17 protein-coding genes are annotated in these 18588 nt (G+C 58.1%); 7 read left to right on the forward strand and 10 right to left on the reverse strand.

Translation table 11 applies throughout. The annotated features are described in order from the left end of the window. Positions 1 to 105: 105 nt before the first annotated feature. Complete coding sequence (locus tag PPTH39_RS19045) at positions 106 to 1494, forward strand: CYTH domain-containing protein (protein WP_095023770.1); 1389 nt, start codon at positions 106 to 108, stop codon at positions 1492 to 1494. 46 nt (positions 1495 to 1540) lie between these two features. Here PPTH39_RS19045 and PPTH39_RS19050 read toward each other — a convergent pair whose 3' ends face one another. From PPTH39_RS19050 to PPTH39_RS19065, 4 genes are all read right to left on the reverse strand, one after another. Then, positions 1541 to 2110 carry a lipocalin family protein gene (locus PPTH39_RS19050; RefSeq protein ID WP_095000798.1) on the reverse strand — a complete coding sequence of 190 codons (570 nt, stop codon included), beginning with the start codon at positions 2108 to 2110 and terminating at the stop codon, positions 1541 to 1543. Positions 2111 to 2131: 21 nt separating this feature from the next. Further along, positions 2132 to 2386, reverse strand: a complete 255-nt coding sequence (gene bamE, locus PPTH39_RS19055) for an outer membrane protein assembly factor BamE domain-containing protein (protein ID WP_016783130.1) — start codon at positions 2384 to 2386, stop codon at positions 2132 to 2134. Between the two features lie 204 nt (positions 2387 to 2590). Next, complete coding sequence (locus PPTH39_RS19060) at positions 2591 to 3601, reverse strand: class 1 fructose-bisphosphatase (RefSeq protein ID WP_016783129.1); 1011 nt, start codon at positions 3599 to 3601, stop codon at positions 2591 to 2593. 223 nt (positions 3602 to 3824) lie between these two features. Continuing rightward, positions 3825 to 6272: a glycogen/starch/alpha-glucan phosphorylase gene (locus PPTH39_RS19065; RefSeq protein ID WP_095000797.1), complete on the reverse strand. Its 2448-nt coding sequence runs from the start codon at positions 6270 to 6272 to the stop codon at positions 3825 to 3827. 265 nt (positions 6273 to 6537) lie between these two features. Between PPTH39_RS19065 and PPTH39_RS19070 the strand changes: the two genes are divergently transcribed. Next, positions 6538 to 6975: a YkgJ family cysteine cluster protein gene (locus PPTH39_RS19070; protein WP_095001087.1), complete on the forward strand. Its 438-nt coding sequence runs from the start codon at positions 6538 to 6540 to the stop codon at positions 6973 to 6975. Between the two features lie 228 nt (positions 6976 to 7203). Here the strand turns inward: PPTH39_RS19070 and typA are convergent, their stop codons facing one another. Both typA and thiI read right to left on the reverse strand, forming a co-directional pair. Then, positions 7204 to 9024, reverse strand: coding sequence for a translational GTPase TypA (gene typA, locus PPTH39_RS19075; protein ID WP_016783126.1), 1821 nt, complete (start codon positions 9022 to 9024; stop codon positions 7204 to 7206). Between the two features lie 140 nt (positions 9025 to 9164). Further along, a complete protein-coding gene (gene thiI, locus PPTH39_RS19080) occupies positions 9165 to 10619 on the reverse strand; it encodes a tRNA uracil 4-sulfurtransferase ThiI (protein WP_095000796.1) in 1455 nt (484 codons plus the stop codon). 332 nt (positions 10620 to 10951) lie between these two features. Here thiI and glnA point away from each other — a divergent pair, with 332 nt between their 5' ends. The 4 genes from glnA to ntrC all read left to right on the forward strand — a co-directional run bounded on the left by glnA (position 10952) and on the right by ntrC (position 15874). Next, the gene (gene glnA, locus PPTH39_RS19090; RefSeq protein WP_095000795.1) at positions 10952 to 12358 is read left to right on the forward strand and encodes a glutamate--ammonia ligase; all 1407 of its coding nucleotides are present in this window, start codon (positions 10952 to 10954) and stop codon (positions 12356 to 12358) included. Positions 12359 to 12532: 174 nt separating this feature from the next. Continuing rightward, positions 12533 to 12949: a cupin domain-containing protein gene (locus PPTH39_RS19095; protein WP_095023767.1), complete on the forward strand. Its 417-nt coding sequence runs from the start codon at positions 12533 to 12535 to the stop codon at positions 12947 to 12949. A 409-nt stretch (positions 12950 to 13358) separates the two neighbouring features. Further along, on the forward strand, positions 13359 to 14444 hold the full coding sequence (gene glnL / locus PPTH39_RS19100; protein WP_095000793.1) for a nitrogen regulation protein NR(II): 1086 nt from the start codon (positions 13359 to 13361) through the stop codon (positions 14442 to 14444). After that, on the forward strand, positions 14441 to 15874 hold the full coding sequence (gene ntrC / locus PPTH39_RS19105; protein ID WP_088378458.1) for a nitrogen regulation protein NR(I): 1434 nt from the start codon (positions 14441 to 14443) through the stop codon (positions 15872 to 15874). Before glnL ends, ntrC begins: the two co-directional genes overlap by 4 nt. 453 nt (positions 15875 to 16327) lie before the next feature. Here ntrC and PPTH39_RS19110 read toward each other — a convergent pair whose 3' ends face one another. Continuing rightward, positions 16328 to 16765 carry a hypothetical protein gene (locus tag PPTH39_RS19110; RefSeq protein ID WP_130872306.1) on the reverse strand — a complete coding sequence of 146 codons (438 nt, stop codon included), beginning with the start codon at positions 16763 to 16765 and terminating at the stop codon, positions 16328 to 16330. Between PPTH39_RS19110 and trmL the strand changes: the two genes are divergently transcribed. After that, complete coding sequence (gene trmL / locus PPTH39_RS19115) at positions 16764 to 17219, forward strand: tRNA (uridine(34)/cytosine(34)/5-carboxymethylaminomethyluridine(34)-2'-O)-methyltransferase TrmL (RefSeq protein WP_095000791.1); 456 nt, start codon at positions 16764 to 16766, stop codon at positions 17217 to 17219. The two genes, PPTH39_RS19110 and trmL, sit on opposite strands and share 2 nt — an antisense overlap. A gap of 142 nt (positions 17220 to 17361) precedes the next feature. Here the strand turns inward: trmL and secB are convergent, their stop codons facing one another. Genes secB through PPTH39_RS19130 form a run of 3 tightly spaced genes read right to left on the reverse strand, consistent with a single transcriptional unit; the run spans position 17362 to position 18559 of the window. Further along, positions 17362 to 17847, reverse strand: a complete 486-nt coding sequence (gene secB, locus PPTH39_RS19120; RefSeq protein ID WP_003438592.1) for a protein-export chaperone SecB — start codon at positions 17845 to 17847, stop codon at positions 17362 to 17364. Positions 17848 to 17888: 41 nt separating this feature from the next. Next, complete coding sequence (gene grxC, locus PPTH39_RS19125; protein WP_095023766.1) at positions 17889 to 18143, reverse strand: glutaredoxin 3; 255 nt, start codon at positions 18141 to 18143, stop codon at positions 17889 to 17891. 2 nt (positions 18144 to 18145) lie between these two features. Further along, positions 18146 to 18559: a rhodanese-like domain-containing protein gene (locus PPTH39_RS19130; RefSeq protein ID WP_086799305.1), complete on the reverse strand. Its 414-nt coding sequence runs from the start codon at positions 18557 to 18559 to the stop codon at positions 18146 to 18148. Positions 18560 to 18588 lie beyond the last annotated feature (29 nt).

Genomic DNA, 18588 nt, shown 5'->3' on the forward strand with positions numbered 1-18588 from the left:
AGAATAAACCCTCGCGGCCCGCCGGGGCGGCGAGTCCTGTACACTGCACGGCCTTGGCAGCCACACTTTTTCCCGGCTGCGCAACCGTTCCTGGATTTTCCGGCCATGCAAAAAGAAACCGAAATCAAACTGCGCGTCAGCCGCGAAACCCTCGCCGCCTTGCGCGAGCACCCTTTGCTGAAAAAGCGCAACAAAAGTGGCTGGGAAAGCCGTGAGTTGTTGAACCAGTACTTCGATACACCTGAGCGCGACCTGGCCAAGGCCAAGGTTGCCCTGCGCCTGCGCCGTGATGGCGAAGACGTGATCCAGACCCTCAAGACCCGCGGCGAAAGCGTTGCTGGCCTGTCCGTACGCAACGAGTACGACTGGAACCTGCCCAAAGCCAAGCTCGACATCAAGAAGCTCGACGGCGAATGCTGGCCACAAGAGCTGGCCGAGCTGGACAAAAAAACTCTCAAGCCCATTTTCACCACGGATTTCGTACGCGAACGTGCTGAAATTTCCTGGGGCCGTGGCAAAGCCAAAGTGGTCATCGAAGCCGCTCTGGACCTGGGCCATGTGATTGCCGGCAAGCAGAAGGAAGAAATCTGCGAGCTGGAGCTCGAACTGCGCGAAGGCGAGCCGTCTGCCCTGCTGGAACTGGCCGCCGAACTGGCCGAGAAGCTGGCCCTGATGCCGTGTGATATCAGCAAGGCCGAGCGCGGCTATCGCCTGTTCGACGCCAACAGCTACGCCGTCACCCTGCCAGCCCCGGTGCTGGCGCCAGAAACACCCCTGGACGATGCCTTCGCCGCCCTGGCCTGGCACTTGCTGGGCAATAGCCAGCGCCTGGCCGAGCAGTATCGCTTCAATGGCCACTGGCGTTTGCTGCAAGACTGGGTTCAGCAATTGATCGACCTGCGTGCACTGGTCAGCAGCCTGGGTCAAGCCGCACCACGTCAGTCCACCAGCGCCTTGCGCGCTGCGCTGGACGCCCTGCTGGAAGACTGGCGCCCGCTGGTGCAGATCGGTCAGGACGACGAAGATGTGCGCAAAGCCGCACCGGAGCAGTTCCTCGAGGAACTGGAAGACCCGCGCTGGGGCCAGTTCTCCCTGAACACTTCGCGCTGGTTGATGGAGCGCAGCTGGACTGTGGACCGTGGCACCACCCGGGGCAACCGCCAGGGCGCTGCGCAGCTGCAAAGCTGGTTGCCACGGTTGTTGTCGGACGAAGCGATTGCCTTGCGTCTGAACCGCTACCAGCAGCAACCCGAAGACCTGGCCGAGCAACTGCCGCGCATCGAGCGTATTCAGGCCTGGCTGCGTCTGGCGCGTAACGTGCTGGAAATCCCGGAACTGGACCGTCTGTACGGCGAGATGAACAAGCTGCAGGAACTGGCCAACCTGCCGATTTCTGAAGACGCCGAGAGCAACGACGAACTGCTCAACGCCCGCAAGCAGCAAGCCATCGCCGTGTACCAGAACCGCGCCTGGAAGACCCTGCTGCGCGCTTAAGCGCCCGGCCTGTGTCCCTCAGCGCCTGCTGAGGGACATTCCTGCCTTACTTCGTGCCCTTGGGCATGTCCGCATCTGGCGTGCGCCAGATCAAGCGTGTGGTGTCATAGCCCTGCTGCTGGGCCTTGCTGAGCAACTCATCACGGGTTTGCTGATCAACCTGCGGTTTACGCGACAGCAACCACAAGTATTTACGGTCGGGATTGCCTACCAGCGCCGTGCTGTAGTTGTCGCCCAGGTACAACACCCAGTAATCGCCCTTGGTCACACCCGGCAAAAGTGTCGATACCCAATTGTCGAACTCGACCCACAGCTTGTCGGTCTTGCCCTCCACTTGCGGCGTTGCCGTGCCCCTGGCCTCCTCCCACTTGCCCTCTGCGGTGCGGCAACGGTTCAACACCGCCACGTCCCCATCGGGCTTCAAGCTGTAATGGGCTTCGGACTGCGCGCAATTGCGCTGAAAGAACATCGGCAACCGCGCCAATTCATACCAGGTGCCCTGATAGCGCTTGAGGTCGACACTGGAGACGGTGTTGGGCGCCAGCGAATCGCTGCTGGAACTTGCACACCCGCCCAATAACAGCGCAGCCCCGAGACTGACTAAAAGACGTTTCATCGTAAACGCTCCTGATCGGTCTTACTTCAAACCCTGGCCAGAGAAAATCAGCACTTTGTCGCCTGCGTACTGCACGCTGATAAAGCTCTTCTGATCGCCCCAGGTGCAGCTCGACATGCCCAGCGCGCCGGAGCAATCGGTCGGGGTGCCCAGCAACTGCTCGACTTCGGCCTTGGTCATGCCGGTCGACAGTTTCGAGTAGTTTTGCTGATTGATTTTGCTGCACGCGGCCAGCAAGACACAGAACGACAACAACGCCAGAGAACGCAACTTCATGGAAAGCTCCTGAGAAAGAAAGTCGGCAGTGCCGCTTGATCCAAGCTTAGAAGAGAAAAGCGCAGGCTGGTTCCCGCAGGACGCAGGGATTTATTTCAGGAGGGATAACAACAGTGGGAACGGGCTTGCTTGCGATACAGGCAACCCGGTATGCCTGACATACCGGGTCGATGCTATCGCGAGCAAGCCCGCTCCCACAGGGGCTTACGCTTTGTGGTAAGCGGTGATGCGTGCGACTTCTTCTTTCGAGCCCAGGTACACGGCTACACGCTGGTGCAGGCCTTCTGGCTGGATGTCGAGAATGCGCTGATGGCCATCAGTCGATGCGCCGCCAGCCTGTTCCACCAGGAACGACATCGGGTTGGCTTCGTACATCAAACGCAATTTGCCCGGCTTGGACGGCTCACGGCTGTCGCGCGGGTACATGAACAGACCACCGCGGGTCAGGATACGGTGCACGTCGGCAACCATGGCGGCAATCCAGCGCATGTTGAAATTCTTTTTCAACGGACCTTCTTCACCTGCCAGCAGTTCGTCAACGTAGCGCTGTACCGGGGCTTCCCAGTGACGCTGGTTGGACATGTTGATGGCAAATTCCTGGGTAGCGTCAGGAATGGTGATGTCTTCGTGGGTCAGTACGAAGCTGCCCATTTCGCGGTCCAGGGTAAAGCCTTTGACGCCGTCGCCCAGGGTCAGAACCAGCATGGTCTGCGGGCCGTAGATGGCGTAACCGGCAGCGACTTGCTGAGTGCCTGGCTGCAGGAAGGCCTTTTCATTCAAAGGTTCGTTCTGGGTCAGGTATTCGTTCGGGCAACGCAGTACCGAGAAGATAGTGCCAACTGGTGCGTTGATGTCGATGTTCGACGAGCCGTCCAGCGGGTCGAATACCAGCAGGTACGCGCCTTTCGGGTATTTGCCCGGGATCTGGTAGGCATTGTCCATTTCTTCGGACGCCATGCCGGCCAGGTGACCGCCCCATTCGTTGGCTTCAAGCAGGATCTCGTTGGAGATCACATCGAGCTTCTTCTGCACTTCACCTTGCACGTTTTCGGTGCCCATGCTGCCCAGAACACCACCCAGGGCGCCTTTGGATACGGCGTGGCTGATCTCTTTGCAAGCACGCGCCACCACTTCGATGAGGAAACGCAAATCAGCAGGCGTGTTGTTGCTGCGGGTCTGCTCGATCAAATAGCGACTCAGGGTAACGCGGGACATGTAAGGCTCCGAACAAGGGGGAGGGGGCGAAAAACCCGCGCAGTTTAGCGCGTGTTGCCGTGCAAATCTTCTAATCAGACTCAGAACTGGCCGAACGGGTTCCAAAACAGCCACCAGAGACCCTGTGGGAGCGGGCTTGCTCGCGATGCAGGCCACGCGGTTTTCAGCTCAACCGCGTCGCCTGCATCGCGAGCAAGCCCGCTCCCACAGCGCGTGAAACTTCCTACAACGCTTTCCAGATCTCGGTCGCGTATTCGCGAATGGTCCGGTCCGATGAGAACCAGCCCATGCGTGCCGTGTTCAACACGGATTTGCGCCACCACTCTTCCCTGTCGTGCCACAGGTGCTCCACGCGCATCTGGGCATCCCAGTAGGCATCGAAGTCGGCACACACCAGGAACCGGTCATATTCGATCAGCGAATCCACCAGGCCGGTGTAGCGCGCAGGGTCGTCGTGGGAGAACACCCCGCCACGAATCGCCTGCAACACGTCATTGAGCCTGTGTGAGGCCGCGACATCCGGTGCTGCATGGAACTCGCCATTGCGTTTTCGCGCTTCGACCTGCTGCGAGCTCAGACCAAAGATAAACATATTGTCGGCACCCACCCGCTCGCACATTTCGACGTTGGCGCCATCCATTGTGCCAATGGTCAGCGCGCCGTTAAGGCCGAACTTCATGTTGCTGGTGCCCGACGCTTCGTAGCCTGCCGTGGAGATCTGTTCGGACAAGTCAGCCGCCGGAATGATGCTTTCGGCCAAGCTGACGTTGTAGTTGGGGATAAACACCACCTTGAGCAGACCGCGTACGGTGGGATCGTTGTTGACGGTACGGGCGATGTCATTGGCCAGTTTGATGATGAGTTTGGCCTGTTCATAACTGGCCGCCGACTTGCCGGCAAAAATCTTCACCCGTGGCACCCATTGGTTGCCCGGCTCGGCCCGAATGGCCTGATACAGCGCTACGGTGTGCATCAGGTTGAGCAGTTGGCGCTTGTACTCGTGAATCCGTTTGACCTGCACATCGAACAGGGCTTCAGGGTTGACCACGACCCCCAGGCGCTCATAAATCAGCGCCGCCAGGGTGCATTTGCTTTGCAGGCGCTGTTCGGCGAAGCGTTTGCGAAAATCGGAGCGCTCGGCAAAAGGCTCCAGCCTGATCAGTTTGTGTTCGGTTTCATCAAGCACATCCGGGCCCAGCACATCCACCAGCATGGCGGTCAATGGCGGGTTGGCCTGGAACAGCCAGCGGCGGAAGGTCACGCCGTTGGTTTTGTTGTTGATGCGCTCCGGGTAGAGCTTGTGCAACTCGGCGAACACGGTGCTGCGCATCAATTGCGTATGCAGCCCGGAAACGCCATTGACGCTGTGGGAACCGAGAAATGCCAGGTTGCCCATGCGTACCCGGCGGCCGTGGTCTTCCTCGATCAGCGAAACGGCACGCAACACGTCAAAATCATGAATGCCCTTGGCCCGCAGCGCATCGATATGGTGTGCGTTAATCAGGTAGATGATCTGCATATGGCGCGGCAACAGCCGCTCCATCAAGCCCACAGGCCAGGTTTCCAGCGCTTCCGGAAGCAACGTGTGGTTGGTATAGGACAAGGTGTCGACGGTGACCTGCCACGCCGCATGCCATTCAATGCCGTGCTCATCAACCAGGATACGCATCAGCTCGGCCACGGCGATCGAGGGGTGGGTGTCGTTGAGCTGGATCGACACATGCTCGGCCAGGTTCAGCAGCGTCTCATGGACGTGCAGATGGCGGCGCAGCAGGTCTTGCAACGAGGCCGAGACAAAGAAGAATTCCTGGCGCAGACGCAGCTCCTGGCCAGCCTCGTTGCTGTCAGCCGGGTACAGCACGCGGGAGATGCTCTCGGCCCGTACCACTTCGGCCACCGCCCCCAAATGATCGCCTGCGTTGAAGCGGCCCAGGTTCAGATCGTGCAGGGCCCTCGCCCGCCACAGACGCAGGGTGTTGACGCTGGCCCCGCGCCAGCCCACAACAGGCGTGTCATAGGCAATAGCCCGCACCGTCTCGCCCGGCCACCAGATCTGCCGCAGCTGGCCTTGTTCATCCTGTTTGGTTTCAACCGAACCGCCAAAACCCACCGAGTACAGCACTTCAGCACGCTCGAACTCCCACGGGTTACCGAAATCCAGCCAGTTCTCGGTTTGTTCCTGCTGCCAGCCATCGACAATGCTCTGGCGAAACAGCCCGTGCTCATAGCGGATGCCATAGCCGTGGGCGGCAATGCCCAGGGTCGACATGCTTTCCATAAAGCACGCCGCCAGCCGACCCAGGCCACCATTACCAAGGGCCGCGTCCGGCTCCAGGACACGGATGCGCTCCAGATCCACGCCTAGCTCGCCCAGTGCCTCACGCGCCACCTCCAGCAACCCCAGGTTGCTCAGGCTGTCGTACAGCAGGCGACCGATCAGAAACTCCAGCGACAGGTAGTACACCCGTTTCTGGTCCTTGCGATAAATCTGCCGGGTGCTGTCCATCCAGTGCTCGACCATATGGTCGCGGGCGGCCAGGGCTATGGCCTCAAACCAGTCATGGTCAAACGCGTGTTCCGGGTCCTTACCCACCGCGTAAGTCAGCTTGGCTACTACAGCGGCACGGAAAGCCGCCACCTGTGCGTCACGAACAAGCGGTTCCTGGGGCATCGATACAACCTCAATCGAGATGGGGCGATTTGAAGAGCGAGTGGTGTCAGCCTAGACGCTTCAACAGAAACCAAGTGCTTTGATTCGGGCTTTTTTCGGCGATTATTTAAAAAAAGCTGACAAAGTGAATGCCGCCCCAAAACGAGGCACATTCGCAGTTGAACGCTTTAAAACATGGCTCTGATCGAAAAACCGGCAAATGGTTGTTCACTCCTTCAGCAACCCCGGTATGATCGCGCGCCCTGATGCACGCTGGAATACAAGTCTGATGAAGTCCAACCTGATCGCCGCCGCGGAAATCGACCGTCTCGATACCTGGGCCAAATACTCCGCGCCCATGTGCGGCTCCTGCATTTCCAGCTGCTGCACCTTGCCGGTCGAGGTCAAAATCAAAGACCTGATCCGCATCGGCATCGTTGACGAGTTCGAGATGGGCGACCCGCCGAAGAACATCGCCAAGCGCCTGCAAAAGGAAGGGATCGTTGAGCGCTTCAACCAGAAGTCCGGGATTTTCACCCTGCAGCGCATGAGCAATAACGACTGCCTGTACCTGGACCGCAAATCGCGCATGTGCACGATTTATGAGATTCGCCCGGATACCTGCCGCAACCATCCGCGGATTGGCCCGCGCCCAGGTTACTGCGCGTATGTGCCCAAGGCCGTTGAGCGCAAGAACAGCAGCGTCAAGCTGATGGATTTTTAACCTGCAGCGCAGAATCGACTGACAGATCGTTTCGCGGGCAAGCCCGCTCCCACAATTACCACAGCCCCCTGTGGGAGCCGGGCTTGCCCGCGATGGCCTGTACGCAAATGACCTGACAGACCGCGCTCGCCGCAGCACGGGCAGCGATGAACGAGTCAAATCCCGACCATAAAAAAACGCCCCCGACCGCAAGGTCGGGGGCGTTTTTGTAACCGCTAACTAAGTAACTTAGTTTTTGGCCTTTTTAGCAGCGCGGGTACGCTCGCCTTCGTCCAGGATCTTCTTACGAAGACGGATGGACTTAGGAGTCACTTCGCACAGCTCGTCGTCCTGGATGAATTCCAGAGCCTGTTCCAGAGTGAAGCGAACAGGTGGAACCAGAGCGATGGTTTCGTCTTTACCCGAAGCACGCATGTTGTCGAGCTTCTTGCCCTTGGTAGGGTTAACGCCCATGTCGGTGTCACGGCTGTTCAGACCAACGATCTGACCGTTGTAGATCTCTTGACCGTGCTCAACGAACAGCTTGCCACGCGCCTGCAGGGTTTCCAGGGAGTAGGTCAGCGCCTTGCCAGTTTCAACCGATACCAGAACGCCGTTCTGACGGCCGGACATGTGGCCCGACTTCATCACGTCGTAACGGTCGAAGATCGAGGTCAGGATGCCAGCACCGTTGGTCAGGGTCAGGAACTGGTTACGGAAACCGATCAGACCACGAGCAGGGATGTTGTATTCCAGACGCACACGGCCTTTGCCATCCGGCACCATGTTGGTCAGGTCGCCCTTACGCAGACCCATCTCTTCCATCACCTTGCCCTGAGATTCTTCAGGCAGGTCGATGGTGACGTTTTCGAACGGTTCGTGCTTGACGCCGTCAACCAGGCGGATGATCACTTCTGGACGACCAACGCCCATTTCGAAGCCTTCACGACGCATGGTTTCGATCAGTACGGACAAGTGCAGCTCGCCACGGCCCGATACTTTGAATTTGTCAGCCGAGTCGCCTTCTTCAACGCGCAGAGCAACGTTGTACAGCAGCTCTTTGTCCAGACGTTCCTTGATGTTACGGGAAGTCACGAACTTGCCTTCTTTACCGCAGAAAGGCGAGTCGTTTACCTGGAAGGTCATGGAAACGGTTGGCTCGTCAACGGTCAACGGCTTCATCGCTTCAACGTTCATCGGATCACACAGGGTGTCGGAGATGAACAGCGAATCCATACCGCTGATGCAAACGATGTCGCCTGCCGAAGCTTCTTCAACGTCTACACGGTGCAGACCGTGGTGACCCATCAGCTTCAGGATACGACCGTTGCGGCGCTTGCCGTCAGCGTCGATGGCAACAACCGGGGTGTTCGGTTTGACGCGACCACGAGCGATACGGCCAACACCGATAATGCCCAGGAAGCTGTTGTAGTCCAGTGCCGAGATTTGCATCTGGAACGGACCGTCACGGTCTACGGCTGGTGCTGGTACGTTGTCGACGATCGACTGGTACAGCGGGGTCATGTCTTCAGCCATGTCGGTGTGGTCAAGACCAGCAATACCGTTCAGGGCAGAGGCGTAAACCACTTTGAAGTCCAGCTGTTCTTCGGTAGCACCCAGGTTGTCGAACAGATCGAAGATCTGGTCCAGAACCCAGTCCGGACGTGCGCCCGGACGGTCAACCTTGTTGATGACCACGATTGGACGCAGGCCGGCTTCGAAAGCCTTCTTGGTCACGAAACGGGTTTGCGGCATAGGGCCGTCTTGAGCGTCAACCAGCAGCAGAACGGAGTCAACCATCGACATTACGCGTTCAACTTCGCCGCCGAAGTCGGCGTGGCCCGGGGTATCCACGATGTTGATGTGGTAGCCGTTCCAGTTGATGGCGGTGTTTTTCGCCAGAATGGTAATACCGCGCTCTTTCTCCTGGTCGTTGGAGTCCATTACGCGTTCGTCGTTAAGCTCGTTGCGCTCCAGGGTGCCGGATTGACGCAAGAGTTTGTCTACCAGGGTGGTTTTACCGTGGTCAACGTGAGCAATGATGGCGATGTTACGTAGATTTTCGATCACTTGTGTATCTCGATCAGAGGATTCGGTGTGCTGACTGAGTCCAGGCAGCGATTAACAGTAGAGTCCGTGCAAGCCGTTACAGCTTGACGGCGGCGTCGGGGGGCCGGTGACGCAGGCCACAGGCATACAGCCCCGGGCTCTTAGCTCGGTCGATAAACGCGCACATTGGCATGTCCCTCACTGAGCAAATGGTGAGCATGCAGGCGACTCATCACGCCTTTGTCGCAATACAACAGGTACTGACGGGTGTCATCCAGTTCCTTGAAGCGGCTGTTCAAAGCATAGAACGGCAACGCTTGTACTTCGATGCCAGCCAGTTCCAGCGGTTGATCTTCCTGAGCATCCGGGTGACGGATGTCGATTACGATCTGGCCCGCCAGCACTTCGCTGACTTCTTCGACTTGCAAGTCCTGGCCCAATTCATCGATTACCCGATCAATCGGCACCAGTTTGGCCCGCTCGAGCGCACGCTCAAGCACGGCCATATCAAACTGTTGTTCTTCATACTCCACGCGGTTGCGCTTGGCGTGGGTCTTGGGGTTGACCGAAATCACCCCGCAATATTCAGGCATATGCTTGGCGAAGTCGGCCGTACCGATTTCTTCTGCCAGATCGATGATGTCCTGCTTGTGGCTGGCGATCAGCGGGCGCAACACCAGCTTGTCTGTAGCCGAATCAATCAGCGACAAGTTGGGCAGCGTCTGGCTCGACACCTGGGAAATCGCTTCACCGGTCACCAGCACTTCGATATCGAGGCGTTCGGCAATACGCGTTGCAGCGCGCAACATCATACGCTTCAAAATGACGCCCATATGACTGTTATCGACTTTGCCGAGAATTTCGCCCAAAACTTCTTCGAACGGAACGCTCACAAACAGCACGCGCTGGGAGCTGCCGTACTTCTTCCATATATAGTGCGCGACTTCCATCACGCCCAGTTCATGGGCACGTCCGCCCAGGTTGAAGAAGCAGAAATGGCTCATGAGGCCGCGACGCATGATCTGGTAGGCCGCCACGGTAGAATCGAAACCACCGGACATCAGCACCAGGGTCTGCTCGAGCGAACCCAACGGGTAGCCACCAATACTGTCGTGCTGGTTGTGAATCACAAACAACCGTTGGTCGCGAATTTCAATGCGAACTTCGATTTCTGGCTTTTTCAGCTCGATTCCGGCCGCACCGCACTCACGACGCAGCTTGCTGCCGACGTATTTCTCGACTTCCATCGAGGTAAACGGGTGCTTGCCGGCGCGCTTGCAACGCACCGAAAAGATCTTGCCCGCCAGCGCATCGCCGAAGTGCAATTTGCACTTTTCAACGATGTCGTCGAAGTCGCCCAACGGGTACTCGTCAACCTGCAGAAAATGCGCGATGCCCGGCATGCAGCTCAGGCGTTCGGTCATTTCTTTCAAGGCTTTAGGGTCACTTACGCGCGTTTGCAGCTCGATGTTGTCCCACACGCCCGTCACCACCACAGCCGGGTCCAGATCGCGGAGCACAGTACGGATGTTTTTGGCCAATTGACGGACGAAACGCATCCGAACCGGACGGCTCTTGATAGTGATTTCGGGGAAGACTTTAACGATTAGTTTCATGAAAACAGCGCGCGAGCAGCCTGCCAAAAAAGGGGGGCGCGGATTATAGCGGAAATTGCTCAAGGTTTAACCAGTTATCGTACAAACGGTTTTCATCGCACCAAAATAGAACATAAACGCCAGATTTCGCTTCATTTGGGTGCGATAAACGCGGCTAATCGGTAGTCTGCCCCGCTTACCTGCTTGAGATTGGCGCATTACGCCCAAGTCGGGGCACTGGCATGCAATTTGCTCCCTTGTGAGGCAGGTTGCCTTGGCAGAGTATTCGCGCCGGCATCAACCACTTATTAAGGGCATTCCACTACCAGCCCTAAGCCACCCCGGAGGACACTATGTCGAAGTCGGTTCAACTCATCAAAGATCATGACGTCAAGTGGATTGATCTGCGCTTCACTGATACCAAAGGCACTCAGCACCACGTGACCATGCCGGCCCGTGATGCGCTGGATGAAAACTTCTTCACCGACGGCAAAATGTTCGACGGCTCCTCCATTGCTGGCTGGAAAGGCATCGAAGCGTCCGACATGATCCTGCTGCCAGACGACAGCACGGCTGTTCTGGACCCGTTCACCGAACAGCCTACGCTGATCCTGGTGTGCGACATCATCGAACCGTCGACCATGCAAGGCTATGACCGCGACCCACGCGCCATCGCTACCCGTGCCGAGGAATACCTGAAGTCCACCGGTATCGGCGACACCGTTTTCGTTGGCCCGGAGCCAGAGTTCTTCATCTTTGACCAGGTGAAGTTCAAGTCCGACATTTCCGGCTCCATGTTCAAGATCTACTCCGAACAGGGTTCGTGGATGTCCGACCAGGACGTGGAAGGCGGCAACAAAGGCCACCGTCCTGGCGTCAAAGGCGGTTATTTCCCGGTTCCGCCGTTCGACCATGACCACGAAATCCGTACCTCCATGTGCAACGCCATGGAAGAGATGGGCCTGGTTATCGAAGTTCACCACCACGAAGTGGCAACTGCTGGCCAGAACGAAATCGGCGTGCAGTTCAACACCCTGGTGAAAAAGGCTGACGAAGTTCAGACCCTGAAATACTGCGTACACAACGTGGCAGATGCCTACGGCCGTACCGCTACCTTCATGCCAAAGCCTCTGTACGGCGACAACGGCTCGGGTATGCACGTTCACATGTCCATCTCCAAAGATGGCAAGAACACCTTCGCAGGCGAAGGCTATGCCGGCCTGTCCGACACTGCCCTGTTCTTCATCGGCGGTATCATCAAGCACGGTAAGGCCCTGAACGGCTTCACCAACCCGGCTACCAACTCCTACAAGCGTCTGGTACCAGGCTTCGAAGCACCGGTAATGCTGGCCTACTCGGCTCGTAACCGTTCGGCTTCGATCCGTATTCCTTACGTGTCCAGCCCTAAAGCTCGCCGTATCGAAGCACGCTTCCCGGATCCGGCAGCCAACCCGTACCTGTGCTTCGCGGCACTGATGATGGCTGGTCTGGACGGTATCCAGAACAAGATCCACCCTGGCGACGCAGCGGACAAAAACCTGTATGACCTGCCGCCTGAAGAAGCCAAAGAGATCCCGCAAGTGTGCGGCAGCCTGAAAGAGGCCCTGGAGGAACTGGACAAAGGTCGCGCGTTCCTGACCAAAGGCGGCGTTTTCAGCGACGACTTCATCGACGCGTACATCGCCCTGAAAAGCGAAGAAGAAATCCAGGTTCGTACCTTCGTACACCCACTGGAATACGAGCTGTACTACAGCTGCTAATCCGGTGACGCCTGCGCAAGCGGCGTGATTTGAAAAAGCCTCCTTCGGGAGGCTTTTTTGTGGGCGCCGTCTTACACAAGCATCGGATCAGAGCTTCTGGATTCGTGCCTGCACCTGACAGCCACCCTGCTGAGTGACCGGTAGTTTGTCGCCACTCAACCAATGGAGACTGACATGCACCCCTTACTCGCCCTCAAAACCCTGCTGCTGGCATGCGCCTGCCTGCTCATGCTGGGCTGCAACAGTTCACCCACTGCAGTAACGGTCGAACAACTGCTCAAGACAGGCCAATCCTGGACAGGCACCCCTTACACCTGGCCGGACGGCAAGCCGGAATTCACCGTGGTCAAAATCACACTCCCGGCCAACACCGCACTGAAATGGCACACGCACCCCATGCCCAATATCGCCTACGTGGTCGCTGGTGAACTGCTGGTCGAAACCGAAGACGGCATGCACAAAACCACGCTCAAACCTGGCCAGGTACTGCCCGAGATGGTCAATACTTCCCATCGAGGCACCAGCGGCAAGGCCCCCGTAGAACTGATCGTGTTCTATGCAGGCACGCCCGGCATGCCGCTGTCCCATTAACCACGCAAGGCCCGTAGCAGGTACCGGAAGCTGCGTTCGAAACGCAAAACGGTGGTCACCTCAGAGTGGGCGCTGCCTGTGTCGCATCGCGCACTCGGGGCTTATGACCGATGTGCGCTCGAACGCGGCACACAACCTCTGGCTGCACCCATAGCAAATATCCCGCGCACATTTTCAGGCAACTGAATCCATTCATCTAAATTGCACTATATTGGTGCGACTATAGTTTGATAGTGCACTTACCAGCCCAATTTGGTTCATAAACACTCGCATGCCGGGCTGCGGCGATATGCGCCCAGCTTGTAAACGCCTATTTCAGGGGAGCGACGCTTCTTTTCGGAGCCTTGGTTTGGTTTTTGCATTTTCCTTGCACCAGCGCTTCACCGCGCACGCAATCCGGGATCGGCCCATGACCATCAGTGACGCCCTGCACCGACTGTTACTCGACAACCTGACCACTGCCACGCTTTTACTCAATGCTGATTTGCGCCTTGAGTACATGAACCCGGCGGCAGAGATGCTGTTGGCGATCAGCGGTCAACGCAGTCACGGCCAGTTCATCAGCGAGCTCTTTACGGAGTCCACCGAGGCTCTGCACTCGCTGCGCCAGGCAGTTGAGCAAGCGCACCCGTTTACCAAACGCGAAGCCATGCTGACCTCGCTGACGGGCCAGAACCTGACGGTGGACTATGCCGTAACGCCCATCTTGAGCAATGGCGGCACCATGCTGTTGCTTGAGGTACACCCCCGCGACCGTCTGCTGCGCATCACCAAAGAAGAAGCCCAGCTGTCCAAGCAAGAAACCAGCAAGATGCTGGTGCGCGGCCTGGCCCACGAGATAAAGAACCCTCTGGGAGGCATTCGCGGTGCGGCCCAGCTGTTGGCCCGGCAATTGCCCGACGAAAACCTGCGCGACTACACCAACGTCATCATCGAAGAAGCAGATCGCCTGCGTAATCTGGTCGACCGGATGCTGGGTTCCAACAAACTGCCGTCGCTGGCCATGACCAACGTCCACGAAGTACTGGAGCGCGTGTGCAACCTGGTCGAGGCCGAGACCCAGGGCAGCATCACTTTGGTGCGTGACTATGACCCCAGCCTGCCTGACCTGCTGATCGACCGTGAACAGATGATCCAGGCAGTACTCAATATCGTGCGCAACGCCATGCAGGCCATCGGCAGCCAGAATGAGCTGCGCCTGGGCCGCATCAGCCTGCGCACCCGCGCCATGCGCCAGTTCACCATTGGCCACATACGCCACCGGCTGGTGACAAAAATCGAAATTATCGACAACGGCCCGGGCATACCGTTCGAGCTGCAAGACACCCTGTTTTTCCCGATGGTCAGCGGCCGCCCGGACGGTACCGGGCTTGGCCTGGCCATCACGCAAAACATCATCAGTCAGCACCAGGGGTTGATCGAGTGTGAAAGCCACCCCGGCCACACACTCTTCTCGATCTTTCTACCACTGGAACAAGGAGCCGCATCGACATGAGCCGAAGTGAAACCGTGTGGATCGTCGACGACGACCGTTCAATCCGCTGGGTACTGGAAAAAGCCTTGCAACAGGAAGGCATGACCACACAAAGTTTCGACAGTGCCGATGGGGTCATGAGCCGACTGGCTCGCCAACAGCCTGACGTGATCATTTCCGATATCCGCATGCCCGGCTCCAGCGGTCTGGACCTGCTCGCCAAAATCCGCGAACAGCACCCGCGCCTGCCGGTCATCATCATGACCGCTCATTCCGATCTGGACAGCGCGGTAGCGTCCTATCAGGGCGGCGCATTCGAATACCTGCCCAAGCCGTTTGATGTCGATGACGCCGTGTCTTTGGTCAAGCGCGCCAACCAGCACGCCCAGGAACAGCAAGGCCTGGCCGTGGCGCCGACGCTGGCCCCGACGCCGGAAATCATCGGCGAAGCCCCGGCGATGCAAGAGGTGTTTCGTGCCATTGGCCGCCTGAGCCACTCCAACATCACGGTGCTGATCAACGGTGAATCAGGTACCGGCAAAGAGCTGGTGGCCCACGCCCTGCACCGCCACAGCCCGCGGGCCGCGTCGCCATTTATCGCATTGAACATGGCTGCGATCCCCAAGGACCTCATGGAATCCGAGCTATTTGGCCATGAAAAAGGCGCTTTCACTGGCGCTGCAAACCTGCGCCGGGGCCGTTTTGAGCAGGCCGATGGCGGCACCCTGTTCCTCGATGAGATCGGCGACATGCCGGCGGATACCCAAACCCGGTTGCTGCGGGTACTGGCCGATGGCGAGTTCTACCGGGTTGGCGGGCACACGCCGGTCAAGGTCGATGTTCGCATCATCGCAGCCACACACCAGAACCTTGAAACCCTGGTGCAGGCCGGCAAGTTTCGTGAAGACCTGTTCCACCGTCTGAACGTGATCCGCATCCATATCCCGCGCCTGTCAGACCGCCGTGAAGATATCCCGACCCTGGCCCGGCACTTTCTCAGCAGCGCCGCGCAAGAACTGTCCGTAGAGCCAAAACTGCTCAAGGCCGAGACCGAGCAGTACCTGAAAAACCTGCCCTGGCCAGGCAACGTGCGCCAGCTGGAGAACACCTGCCGCTGGATCACGGTGATGGCTTCGGGTCGCGAAGTGCATATCGGCGACCTGCCTCCCGAGTTGCTCAACCTGCAACAGGACGCCTCCCCTGTCACCAACTGGGAGCAGGCACTGCGCCAGTGGGCTGACCAGGCGCTGGGGCGTGGCCAGTCCAACCTGCTCGACAGTGCAGTGCCGACCTTTGAGCGGATCATGATCGAGACGGCGCTCAAGCACACCGCAGGCCGCCGTCGCGACGCTGCCGTGCTGTTGGGCTGGGGCCGCAATACCTTGACCCGCAAGATCAAGGAACTGGGCATGAAGATTGATGGCGACGAGGATGAGGGCGACGAGGCTTGAAGCCGTTCAAAAGCGCCCTCACCCCAATCCTCTCCCGTAGGGAGAGGGAGCTGATGGGTGGTGTTTCATAAATCTGCTTTTGCCTTTAGTCCCCTTTCCCTGTGGAAGAGGGTTAGGGGCTCTTGATCTGACCGCACCACCCTCAAGCAACCCGCCCCAATATCGTGCACAGCTCTAGCTCAAGGGTTTGCGCCAAACCCGGGAACAAAATCAGCCCCCAAACAAAAGCCCCGGATTCCGGGGCTTTTGTGTAGTCAAGGGGCAATTTTTACAAAAAATCAAAAACTGGCACGCGCCCTGCAATACCTATTACACGCAACACCGCTTTAGGGGACCTTGATACAGGCAGGTCAAGACTCCCCACTTTTACACCGCAGCCTTGATGCCTTTTGCATCAACGCGCACAGCGCTTTTGGGGAACCCGGTACAGGCAGGCTGGAATTCCCTCTTTTATTACTCTCGCAGGTTCACCTGCAACCGCCAGCGTCCATCTTGCGACGCCCCGGCCCAGTCGCCCTTCAAGGCACGGGCCGCCACCAGGGTCAGCAGCAACCCGCCATCCGTATCACGCACCCACCAGTTCACGCTCTTGCCGTTAAACGTCAACTGGCCGCTCTGCACCTTGCCCCTGGCATCAAACAGCAACCCCAGCGTGCCGTCGACCAGCTCACCATGCAGCTTGGGCTCGGCGCTGAACCACACCACCAGGCCCCCGGGCAGCACGTCCACCTGCTGCAGCTCCACAGGGGTTGGCGCGGTCAATCGACCGATCATCATCCCCACCATCACACCGATTATCGCCAAAGAACCTAAAACCCGTGGCCATAGTTTCGGTCGCGGGTCCTCTTCAAGCGTAGAATGCTGTCCATCTTTAAGTTCGGAGCCGTGCATGTTTCACGTCATCCTTTTTCAACCAGAAATTCCGCCGAATACCGGCAACATTATCAGGCTGTGCGCCAACAGCGGCTGCCACCTGCATTTGATCGAGCCTATCGGTTTTGAGCTGGACGACAAGCGCTTGCGCCGTGCCGGGCTCGATTACCACGAGTATGCGCCGCTCAAGCGTCATGCCGACCTGGCCAGTTGCCTGGAAAGCCTGGGCCATCCGCGCCTGTTCGCCTTTACCACCAAAGGCTCCAGGCCGTTCCACGACGTGCAGTTTGCCGAGGGCGATGCTTTTCTCTTCGGCCCTGAAAGCCGTGGCCTGCCGCCCGAAGTGCTCGACAGCCTGGACGGCGAGCACCGCCTGCGCCTGCCTATGCGTGAAGGCTGCCGCAGCCTGAATCTGTCTAACACCGTAGCGGTCGCCGTGTATGAGGCCTGGCGCCAGCTAGGCTTCAAGTAAACACACACCCTGTGGGAGCGGGCTTGCCCGCGATGAAAGCTACGCGATGTACCTGTTGCACCGCAGCGATTCAATCGCGAACAAGCCCGCTCCCACACACAAAAAAAGCGCCCTCAGGCGCTTTTTTTTGGCAATCGGCTGTTTATTGAACAGTCGGGCTGCCTTCTTCCTGCATGCGCTGCAGTTCTTGCGCGTACAGGGCATCGAAGTTCACCGGAGCCAGCATCAACGCAGGGAACGAGCCACGTGTCACCAGGCTGTCCAGGGTTTCACGGGCATACGGGAACAGGATGTTCGGGCAGAACGCGCCCAGAGTGTGGTTCATCGACGCTGGATCAAGGTTTTTGATCAGGAAGATGCCAGCCTGTTGCACTTCAGCAATAAAAGCCACTTCGTCGCCGTTTTTAACGGTAACCGACAGGGTCAGAACCACTTCGTGGAAGTCGCCTTCCAGCGGCTTTTGACGGGTGTTCAGATCCAGGCCAACGCTCGGCTCCCACTGCTGACGGAAGATCGCCGGGCTTTTTGGCGCTTCGAACGACAGGTCACGCACGTAGATGCGCTGCAGGGAGAATTGTGGTGCGGTGTCTTCATCGCTAACAGCGGCGGTGTTCTGTTGGTCAGTCATCACAGATCCTTGTTGATCTTGGGGCTTATAGAGAATGAGAGTCAGACGTTCAGCAGCGCATCCAATTTACCTGCGCGCTCCAGAGCAAACAGGTCATCGCATCCGCCAACATGCTTGTTGCCAATCCAGATTTGCGGAACCGACGTGCGGCCTGCCTTCTGAGCCATCTCGGCACGTACCTGTGGCTTGCCGTCGACTTTGATCTCTTCGAAGGCAATACCCTTGTTCTCAAGCAGAGCCTTGGCACGCATGCAATAAGGGCAATAGTCGCTGGAGTAAACGATGACCTTGGACATAGTTACTTCACCACTGGCAGGTTGTCAGCGCGCCAGCTGGAAATGCCGCCAGACAGCTTGGCAGCATTGTAACCAGCCTTGAGCAGCTCACGGGCATGGCCGCCCGAGTGCTGGCCGGCAGCGTCGACCAGAATGATGGTCTTGCCCTTGTGCTTGTCCAGCTCGGCAATGCGCGCCATCAGTTTGTCTTGCGGGATATTAATAGCACCCACGATGTGGCCGGCGGCAAAATCCTTGGCCGGGCGAATATCAATCACCACACCTTCGTCGCGATTGACCAGGCCGGTCAGTTCGCCCGTGCTGATGCTGCGCCCGCCACGGCTCATCTCGTGGGCGATCAACAGCGCCAGCAGGATGACAAACGCGCCTACAAGCAGGTAGTGGGAAGTCGCAAATGCAATCAGGTGCTCAACCATCAGAAGGTTCCAGGGTCGTAAAATGTGGG

It is taken from the genome of Pseudomonas bubulae, from assembly GCF_900618535.1.
Taxonomy (GTDB): Bacteria; Pseudomonadota; Gammaproteobacteria; order Pseudomonadales; family Pseudomonadaceae; genus Aquipseudomonas; species Aquipseudomonas bubulae.